The 9,853-nt window shown below is 36.4% G+C and carries 12 protein-coding genes and 1 pseudogene; 3 read left to right on the top strand and 10 right to left on the bottom strand.

What is annotated here, in order from left to right:
* Both A194_RS0111435 and A194_RS0111440 read right to left on the bottom strand, forming a co-directional pair.
* The coding region (locus tag A194_RS0111435) for an NAD-dependent epimerase/dehydratase family protein (protein ID WP_017186978.1) at window positions 1-326 on the bottom strand (326 nt) is incomplete at its 3' end.
* 116 nt (window positions 327-442) lie between these two features.
* Entirely contained in the window at window positions 443-2,641 is a 2,199-nt protein-coding gene (locus A194_RS0111440) for a S8 family peptidase (RefSeq protein ID WP_017186979.1), read from the bottom strand.
* Window positions 2,642-2,856: 215 nt separating this feature from the next.
* Between A194_RS0111440 and A194_RS18265 the strand changes: the two genes are divergently transcribed.
* Window positions 2,857-4,113: a GNAT family N-acetyltransferase gene (locus A194_RS18265; protein WP_017186980.1), complete on the top strand. Its 1,257-nt coding sequence runs from the start codon at window positions 2,857-2,859 to the stop codon at window positions 4,111-4,113.
* A gap of 38 nt (window positions 4,114-4,151) precedes the next feature.
* Here A194_RS18265 and A194_RS0111450 read toward each other — a convergent pair whose 3' ends face one another.
* From A194_RS0111450 to A194_RS0111485, 8 genes are all read right to left on the bottom strand, one after another.
* Window positions 4,152-4,856: a hypothetical protein gene (locus tag A194_RS0111450; RefSeq protein ID WP_017186981.1), complete on the bottom strand. Its 705-nt coding sequence runs from the start codon at window positions 4,854-4,856 to the stop codon at window positions 4,152-4,154.
* Window positions 4,853-5,242: a hypothetical protein gene (locus A194_RS0111455; RefSeq protein ID WP_157783059.1), complete on the bottom strand. Its 390-nt coding sequence runs from the start codon at window positions 5,240-5,242 to the stop codon at window positions 4,853-4,855. Before A194_RS0111455 ends, A194_RS0111450 begins: the two co-directional genes overlap by 4 nt.
* 95 nt (window positions 5,243-5,337) lie before the next feature.
* Entirely contained in the window at window positions 5,338-5,583 is a 246-nt protein-coding gene (locus A194_RS0111460) for a hypothetical protein (protein ID WP_017186983.1), read from the bottom strand.
* Window positions 5,555-6,466 (bottom strand): ATP-binding cassette domain-containing protein, encoded by a 912-nt coding sequence (locus A194_RS0111465; protein WP_017186984.1) that lies wholly within the window; start codon window positions 6,464-6,466, stop codon window positions 5,555-5,557. Before A194_RS0111465 ends, A194_RS0111460 begins: the two co-directional genes overlap by 29 nt.
* The gene (locus A194_RS0111470; protein WP_017186985.1) at window positions 6,466-6,846 is read right to left on the bottom strand and encodes a GntR family transcriptional regulator; all 381 of its coding nucleotides are present in this window, start codon (window positions 6,844-6,846) and stop codon (window positions 6,466-6,468) included. Before A194_RS0111470 ends, A194_RS0111465 begins: the two co-directional genes overlap by 1 nt.
* Window positions 6,847-7,016: 170 nt before the next feature.
* Window positions 7,017-7,817, bottom strand: a complete 801-nt coding sequence (locus A194_RS0111475) for a DUF3231 family protein (protein ID WP_017186986.1) — start codon at window positions 7,815-7,817, stop codon at window positions 7,017-7,019.
* Window positions 7,814-7,993, bottom strand: a complete 180-nt coding sequence (locus A194_RS0111480) for a DUF3231 family protein (RefSeq protein ID WP_017186987.1) — start codon at window positions 7,991-7,993, stop codon at window positions 7,814-7,816. Before A194_RS0111480 ends, A194_RS0111475 begins: the two co-directional genes overlap by 4 nt.
* Before the next feature lie 241 nt (window positions 7,994-8,234).
* Complete coding sequence (locus tag A194_RS0111485) at window positions 8,235-8,681, bottom strand: chemotaxis protein CheW (protein ID WP_017186988.1); 447 nt, start codon at window positions 8,679-8,681, stop codon at window positions 8,235-8,237.
* Between the two features lie 117 nt (window positions 8,682-8,798).
* Between A194_RS0111485 and A194_RS0111490 the strand changes: the two genes are divergently transcribed.
* Both A194_RS0111490 and A194_RS0111495 read left to right on the top strand, forming a co-directional pair.
* Window positions 8,799-9,248: a YaiI/YqxD family protein gene (locus A194_RS0111490; protein ID WP_017186989.1), complete on the top strand. Its 450-nt coding sequence runs from the start codon at window positions 8,799-8,801 to the stop codon at window positions 9,246-9,248.
* 262 nt (window positions 9,249-9,510) lie between these two features.
* Window positions 9,511-9,853, top strand: a pseudogene (locus A194_RS0111495) (peptidase S8); the annotation flags it as partial.

Here is a 9,853-nt window from a genome sequence, read left to right on the forward strand (position 1 = left end):
TTGGCAGTCTCAGCCTGGTTGATCGCATCACTCATAACATGAACTGAATTCAACCTTGATGAGACAATTTCTTCTTTGTTCGCCTTCGTATAAATACAATTAACACTTTTACCTGTAAAATTGACAACTGCAAAACTACCATCCACTTCAGTAGCCCAATCACCTAAAGTTGCACCATCCCACTGGACATAACGAACTCCATTCTCAGAAACCTCAGAACCATTTCTCGTTAAAATAACAACATCATAACCCTCTTCAACTAAATAATGAGCTAAAGATGTCCCTAAAAAGCCAGAACCACCTGCAAGTATAACGCGCTTTCGCATTTAATCACTCCCCTCCATTTAATTTAACATATATTAACACCAATTTCTTCCATTCACTGTTAACTCTACATTATCAAGAAAATCGCCAGAACATATTCCGGCGATTTTCCTTCTTACTATTCTCTTCCAACTAAAGCCTGTTCATAAGTTACATTACCTGCTGAATCTTTAGCAGTTAATTTAACAACCCAAGGTGCTTTAGCCGTTAACTTTAAATCCGTTTCTTCTAACTCTAATAAACCTTCATTCTCATTAAAATCTTCTTTTGTAAAATGATGCAACGTCTTACCATTTGATGATTCAACTACCAAGTCAACTGACTCAAGATCAGATAGACCATCTGGATCTAAAACTTCAGCATACACGTCTACACCTTCATTGCCAGATACAACTTCAGGGGTTACTTGTAAAACTGTTTCAGGGTCATAATTCAAATCCTTAGGATACTCCACATGCCATTCACCTTCGTAACTTGTCAGTGTATTCGCTCTTCCATCGACACGCACAGTCCAAGTGCCTGGTTCAGGGAAGTTCACGGAAACAGAACGCTCACTCTCTAAATCTAGTAACCCAGCAGACTGTGCATCCGCCGCATCAACGTCTGTCACATCTCCATTAGGTCCATATAATGAAATGTAAATGTTTTCAAGCGCCAAGCCCCAATTTATATTAGCTGTAGCAGTTAGTGCTCCTTCTTCTACTTCAAAAGTATGCGTTTCATACCCTTCATTTGTCTCCCATGAATTTATGGCAACTTGCCCTTCATAAGAACCACTTTCAACAACAACATCTTCAGGTTTTTCATAAGTTACTAAATCATCTAAAGTCACTTCGTCTGGAATATCACCATTTACAGCACTTGCAACTGCTAAGTAAGCATCAACAAAACCAGCACCAGCTTCATACTCATGGTATCCGTGCATAACATCTTGATCAGCAGTCACTTCCACTAAACGAATTAATTGTGCAGGACTTAAAGTTCCCTCATGATTTTGTTCATAAGCCTCAATGACTAATGCTAATACACCTGTAACCATCGGTGTAGCCATTGAAGTACCACTTGCTGAACCGTAGTAAGTACCACTTAATGTCATAGCGTGAAGCGGGTTTTGCGCCGAAACGATGTCAGCACCTGGTGCTACTACAGATGGTCGATATAAACCTATAGGATCACTTTCATAATCCCAATTTTCTTGTTCTTCAACAGTAGCGTTATAATAAGCTTCTGCATTTTGTAATGCTAATTCACGATCATAATTTCCATCTTCTTTTCCTCTAGAAGAGAAGCCAGTTACATCAAAAGACTTATCTGTCGCACCAATACCTAAAACATATGGTGATGCGGCATACGGATTACATGTATCACTGTCTGGCCCAGAGTTTCCATATGCAAAAACACTTAATATCCCTAAATCAAAAGCTTCTTTTGCTGCTACATTCGTAGCATTATTAGGGTTAAATTCACAACCATCAGAACCCCAACTATTTGAAATTAAGCGTATATCTGCTTCTTCATTCTTAACTAGATCAATGATGTGATCATATGCTTCCAATGTATAGACTAATAACATACCAGTTGATGTGCTATAACTATGCACGTCTGAATCTGGTGCCATCCCACGTAAATGGCCATCAGAAGCTTCTCCACTACCTGCAATGGTTCCATAAACATGGGTACCATGACCATATTCATCATTGTTAACAGGTGCTCCTACTTCTAATTCAGCATCATATACACTTGTTTCAATGTTTGTACCATCTGGTGTTGTACTTACATATAGATGGTCATCTGTTAAAACGGTACCCGCTACTTGCCAGTTTCTCAACTGATTGTGTTGTACATCAGGATGTAAACCATCCAACCCTGTATCAATAATAGCTATTTCTACACCTTCACCAGTATAGCCGTACTCTTCTTGCATAGTATCTACTTGTGTCATTTCCCGACCTTCAGCATTAAATAGGGACAACTTTTGGTTAGGTTCGATAAACTTCACTTCATCCCATTGAGATACTTCAGCAATTTCGTCCTGGTTTAAATAAACTCTTGCAAAAGGCAAGTGTTCATATGCGTGATAATTACGATTGAAATGATCAAGCTTATCTACATTCTCTAAATCATCAAATACGACAACAACATCATGATATAGTGCATCATCAACTGTCTCTAATGTCTCGATTAACTTGTCCGATATTTTTTCTGTCAGTCCTAATATTGAGGCGTTAGACTGGTTATAATTAGACGCTACCATTAACAACATTAATATTGAAAAGGTTATTAAAACCAGACCCGCCTTTTTAACTTGCTTTCTCATCCACAACCCTCCATTATTTTTATCAATAATCATTATACAAATAACAAGACTGAATTGCCAGAAAAATTAAACGATTAGTATTTTTTGCCTACAAAAAAGTTATATATCTATTAGAAATAACTTTTAAAATAAACGACTAAGTTATTAAACAATTTACAATCTCTTGGATAATTGTCCCAACAGTTCTATAATAAAGCTATTAAGGAGGCGTCATCATGCACGAAGTAAGACAAATACGTGAAGAAGAATACCGAGATAATGTCATATTGCACGAACAAGCTTACACATCAAACCCAGCTAGTAGTGAAGAAGAAATTGAGAAGTTAGTTAAACAAGAAAAAGAATTTCTCAGTCAAACTGAAGGTGTTGTACCTTATGGTGTTTTTAAGAACAACAAACTAATTGGCTCTATGAAGTTATTTGATTTCGAAATGAATGTGTTTGGGCAATTCCTTCCAACGGGTGGGTTAAGCTCAGTAGGGGTCGACTTGTTACACAAGAAAGAACGTGTCGCAAAATCGCTCGTTGATTTTTATTTAGATTATTTTGATCAAAGAGGTTATGCGTTAGCTGCATTATATGCGTTTAGACCAGACTTTTATTATCAAATGGGTTTTGGCTACGGGCTTAAAAAAGATGTTTACACTGTTGCACCGCATGCTTTTCCAAACTTCAAACATAAAGAAGATCTTGAATTTATAACACAAGAAGAGGGACAAACAATAGTCGACTGTTATAATACTTTCGCAACACAAAAGCACGGGCTAATGAAAAAAAGCTTTTTCCAATACAAACGGGCATTTGAGAAGTTTGACATTAAAGTCGTCGGTGTTAAGAAAAAGGACAAATTAACTGGATATGCGATCTTTTCTTTTAGGGCACGTCAAGAAACGAACAATTTCTTATCAAGCAACATCATCGTCCATGAGTTCGTTTATACCGATAAAGATGCTTTACAACAACTATCAACATTTTTCCATTCACAAAAAGACCAAGTACATCGAATCTCTTTCCCAACACAAGATGAAACGGTTCATCATTTCTTCACTGATGCAAGAGATGGATCTGATGAGCTCATTAACTTCGTATACCACCAGACGAATCGATCAGGACTTGGGTTAATGTATAGAATCATCAATGTGAAACGATTCTTTGAACAATTATCAAAACATAACTTTAACAACGCGAATTATACAATTACTTTTCAAGTGACTGACTCGATGTACTCTAAAAATGCTGGTGATGTAACAGTGAGGTTCACAAACGGAAAGCCAACTGTGATCCAAGGTGCTAAAGCTGACTCAACTGTCACAATTGATATATCAGACTTGTCTAGTTTAGTTCTAGGGGTAATCGATTTTAAGAAACTTCATTTATACGACAAAGTCGCCATATCTAACGAAGAACACGTAAGCACGATTAATGAAATTTTTTATACTCGACATAAGCCGATTTCGATGACAAACTTCTAATTTCATTTCAAATGAGAAAGCTGAACCTCTCTTGAGATTCAGCCTTCTCTTTGATCAAATAACTGATCAACTTCACTATTCACCTCTACACCAGGGGGTAACTCAATGACTAACGCACTAATGCTATTGTGGTTGTAACTTGTGTTATTAGGACCAGCGTCTCTCAAAAAGCGTTTAAGAGTTTGCTCATGTGTTATTAAACTTTTCTCCAAATCAATTCGGTTAGGACTTTCAATTTGAAGGGTACCAGAGCGATTACTTATAGACGGAATTGGGTGCTGATTGCTAATGATAACATCACCGATTACAAAGTATTCTGGAGTATAAATCTTCACATCCATAGTACCATTAAGTGACCTATTATCTTTAACATAAACAGGAAGGTTATGTCTCCCATGTTGCTCTCCCCATGTGACCGTAAGTTCATCTTCTACTTCAAAGCTCCATGACTCTCGAACGGATAACCGGTCAAAGTCTTCAAAAGTTCCATCCAGACGAATATCAGAGACTACATCCATATGTTCTGTGTGATTAACGACCTCCTGTTCTTCGTGAACCACTGTGAAATATACTAGTCCGCTTATTAGTAAGATTGTACTATAACCACTAATAACAATTCGACTTTGATTTTTCACGATTTGATCAGGTAAGATAAATGAAATCCCTTTAGAAATGTACACAACAATTACAATACATATCACAATGATTATAATAGGAAAAAAAGTCATTAAAAGGTTACTCATGATCTAACCTCCCATCGGTCAGATAATAGTACGGTCGCCCCAAATAGGAATAATACTGTAAACAACACTTTTACAAGCAACATGAGCATAGATGCTTCTAGCGCATAAAACTGAAAAGTATGTGTAAAAATCTCATGAATAGGTTCAGAGATTGCTAAACCGATAATGGTAACTGGAATGATTACCTTCATAATTGGATGTATGTTCATTAATAGGGCGAGGACATACCCTAAAGTCGCCATCAAAAGAATATATAAAAACATTGCACCGATTAAGGTTAGAGAATTTATAACAGAAAGAGTCGATTCTACATAAACATTTGGATCGAACAAATAGCTAATTGTCTTTAATAATAGTGATGAACCAAAAGCTATTAGTGCCCCCACACCCCCCATTACTACTAAAAAAACAAAGTTTGATAAGTGATTGGTGGCTCGATTAGAGATAAAGGTGAAATCAATCGTACGCTGTTCTGGTTTAATTAAGCCATAAGGAATGGCAATAGCCACATTAATGTAAAAATAAAAACCAGATCACCTGTGACATAATAAAACTGATACGAAATTAAATCAGTTGAACCTCCGAACGAACCAGCTCCACCAGCCGAGAACAACATAGCAATTATTTGTGCAATAATTAAGGCCGTGAACACTTTCGAAAACGCTTTGAATTTAAGCATAGACTGCTTTTTCACTACATCATACGTGCTTACTTCGGTTAAAGACATCGTCAATCCCTCCATTCTCACGGTTCGTTACGTATACACAAACATCCGCTGGTGAGACAGGTGTAATTTGCACACCCATTTTTTTAAGATACTCTTCAACTTTTTCATCTAACTGATTTTCAATAACAACATACTGCTGATTTAAGCCAACATCTTTCTTATGTAACACTTCATACTTCGATGTTACTGAACTTAATTCAGAAGAATCACCCGTTAATCCAACCGCAAATTCTTTTAAACTCGTAACAGTTTCATGGAAGTAAAGTTGACCATCATGAATAAGGACGATATCTTCTAACACATTTTCTAACTCATTCAATAGATGACTAGACACGATGATTGTTCTAGGATAATCCATATAATCTTTTAATAACGCACGGTAAAAATCCTGCCTTGCAGAGTAGTCCATTCCTGTTGTCGGCTCATCAAAAATGGTAAGCGGTGCATGTGCCGCTAAACCGACAATCGCATTAAATGTACTTCGCTTACCTTTTGAAAAATTAATAGGTTGTGCATCGAAATCGATCGAAAAGTGACGGGTTAAGCGTTCAGCTAGGTCATTTTCCCAATTAGGATAGAAACGCTCAAACTCTTTTAATACATCTCTCACTCTATATTCCACCGGGAAAGGCATTTGATCATTAACAAAAATGGAATTCGCAGAAACTTTTAAGCTATTAAATGGGTCATCACCGAAAACCGATAGTTCACCACCCGATTTCTTCACTAAACCAGCAATCATCTTCAACAGTGTTGTCTTACCTGCACCATTACGACCAATCAACCCAGTTATTACCCCTTCATTAAATTGAACCGTTAACTGATTAACGGCTATACTGCTTCGGTAAGACTTGATTAACTGACGACTCGTAATAACCCCCATCAGTCACTCCCCCTTTTATTTCGTGTAGCTTCAATCATGCGTAACAGCTCTTCGTTGCTTACTTGTAAGTAATTTGCTTCTTTTACAAGGTCTTCGATCATGACTTTTAACGTTTCATTTTTTCGCCTAAGTAAGATGTGCTCTCGCGCATTTTCAGTCACAAACATGCCTAGCCCCCGTTTTTTATAAACGATTCCATCGTCTAGTAATTTCGTTAGACCTTTACCTGCCGTTGCAGGGTTAATATTTAACAAGTCTGCAAGTTGATACTGCGAGTAAATTTTGTCATCTACATCCAAGTTTCCTTTAATAATTTCAGTCTCTAACCATTCTGCAATTTGAATATATATTGGTTTCATACTTTCATGGTTTAATATCAATGTTTCCCTCACCTCTTCACGAAGCAACCTAGTGCATTAGTGATGTAATGCACTAACTGTATTTTAACTTAATTTAGAAATAATTCAATAAAAATATAAAAAATCACAAAATAAAACGCCAGATTATTTACATAACCTAGCGCTGTTATCTCAACTAACTATTCAATGTTTTAAATATTATTATTTAGCTTGACAAGGGGAGGTTCGTCAAACATATTATTCTTGATCATGAGGGCCGCAGAGTCTTCTGCATACAAGACTACCTCTCCCATCATCTTACTAAAAGTTGCACCGATATCTTTTCTAAGTGTAGCAGTTGCTGTCACACCATAACGAGCGCCAATTGCTCCAACCATCAAAGACACTTTAAACATCATTAACCTGTCGGAAAAATGAGGCAGACCTTCTGTGTCAACTTCTGATTCCCAAGTTGGCATTTGCGGAAGTTCTTCTTTCTCAAACTTAGCTTGCATCATCTCTAAGTGTTTAGAGCACATATCTTTCCCACGTTCAAAGTGTTCTCGAATTTCCGAAGTTTCTGTTTTACTAAATGAACGTAAAATCTCTTTTAATACTTCTGTAGACACAAAGTTATTTTGGATTTGCAACACTTCAGGAGCACTTAAAGGTCGTTTTTCCCCTATGAATTTACCTAAGACTTTTTTCGTTTGTGCTCGTTCTACTTCATCACTTTTCGGGATATGAATTACTGGTTGATGAAGTCCTCTTTTAACCATTAACTCTATGCATTTTTCCACTAATTCAGCTGTATCTTGTGATAATTTTTTGTAAAATGCTCGCACCTCTGGGTTTGTCGAAGTAGATAACGACGTAACATATAAATTCAACGCATCCTGACCAAGTTTATACTTTAATAAAATAACAAAGTTGTCTGAATAGTACTTATCGTTAGGTAACAAAATATCTTGCTCTGTAAAAGGAACTGGTAGTACACGCCCTGCCTGATTCATGAAATACTCAGCACCTTCACTTCAGCCTTCGCAATTTGTACACCTAACTCTAACATAGAGCGTACATCGTCAGATTCAGCTTTCTTTAACAAATCTGATGTTACAACAGAAGCCATAGTATTTGTTGAAAATGATGCTATTAAATTTGTAATTTCTGATGCTGTTAAGTCCTCCATCTTTATTCTAACCACCTTCAAGTTAAGTTCATGTTCATATACTTTTATTATGTAGATTAAATAACTACTAATACATAGTTTGTATTTTTTGACACTTAACTCTTATAATGGTTATTGTGCTAACTTTTTAAACATAAAAAATCGCCAAATTATAGAATTCGACGATCCTTTACACTGACTGATTTACATACTAGGTTCTCCAGCTATCTAAATAAGTTCTCTGTACTTTAAAAACTTGCCTTTACGACTTCACATTAAACTCTTCATAGTCTAAAACACGATCTAAATCTAATATTACGATCAACTGACCTTCTTGATTAGCTACTCCAGTAATATACTCACGCTCAACGTTTGCAACCATTTCTGGTGGTGGTTCAATTGTTTCTTCATTTAGATCAACCACTTCAGTAGCCTTATCAACGATAACACCTAACTGTTTCCCATCAATAGTTAACACTAAAAGACGAGTTTCCTCAGTTTGTTCAGCTAGTCCCATTTCTAACTTTTCTTTTAGATCAATGACTGGTGTAATTGCACCTCTAAGTTCAAAGATTCCTTTCATTGCTTTAGGCATTTGTGGCATCGTTGTTAGTTCTGGCATTTTCTCAATGGACCTTACTTGTTGAATATTAATGGCGAATCGTTCATGATTAAGTTGAAATATAATATACTTTGACACATCAGACATTATAATATCCCCCTTTTATTTAAGACGTTAATCTTAAATTACATTATACTTGTTATTTCGACTAGAAAACACAACTTTTCACCTATAAAAATTAAATTATTTGTTAGGAGTTGACCTATGAAAATCATCATTGATGCTGATGCGTGTCCTGTTACTGAAGAGACCATTACCGAAGCAAAGAAATACAATATACCCGTCTTGTTAGTTAAAAGCTTCGCCCACTTCTCACCTTTTGATCAACAAGATGGTGTTGAAACAATATATGTTGATTCGGAAGCAGAAGCTGCTGATTATAAAATTATGCAGCAAGCTAAAAGAGGTGATTTAATCGTTACACAAGATTACGGACTTGCTTCTCTCACACTTCCAAAAGGGTGTACAGTTATCCATCAAAAAGGATTTTTATACTCAGAGAAAAACATCGATCAACTTTTACAATCACGCTATGTGAATGCTATGGCAAGAAAAAGTGGACAACGCACAAAAGGGCCGAAAGCTTTTACAGTCGAAGATCGGAAGCATTACGCCGAAAAACTACAGACCGTTATAAATAACCTACTTTCTTAGCCTTCCTTTATTGGAAGGCTATTTAATTTGCTCAATTGGAATAAAAAGGTAAATGATTAGCGTTTTCAAACTACCAACTATTGGCAATGCCTTTTACAAATTCATCCTTTTTCACCATTAACATTACAAACTAACATGTGCTAATATTTTAACAATTCGAATTTTGGGAGGTGTTGTCGAAAATACTCGAATGGTTATTCGCATATTACTCTACTGGCATCAGGACTGTCATAAAGCTTCTTATACTTAAAAGGAGGATTTTATGAAGAAATTAGTCGCAGCAATCGGAACGTTAGCACTACTAACAGCACCTTTACAAACAGGATTTGCAGCAGAGAGTGAACAAAATAGTGAGGATTACTTGGTGAAATTCAACGGACCAGCTGAAAAAGGATTATTAGAAGCGTTTGGTGTTGATGATGAAGATGTATTACATGCTTATGAGTTACTCCCCGTATATCATATTAACTTATCTGAAAATCAAGCTAACGGTTTAGAGAATCATCCGCAAATTGAGTTCGTCGAAGAAAATGCTGAAGCTGAAGCATTATCACAAACAGAGCCTTGGGGCGTTCCTCACGTTCAAGGTACTGAAGCACAAGAGG

This window comes from Alkalibacillus haloalkaliphilus C5 (genome assembly GCF_000269905.1).
GTDB lineage: Bacteria > Bacillota > Bacilli > Bacillales > Alkalibacillaceae > Alkalibacillus > Alkalibacillus haloalkaliphilus_A.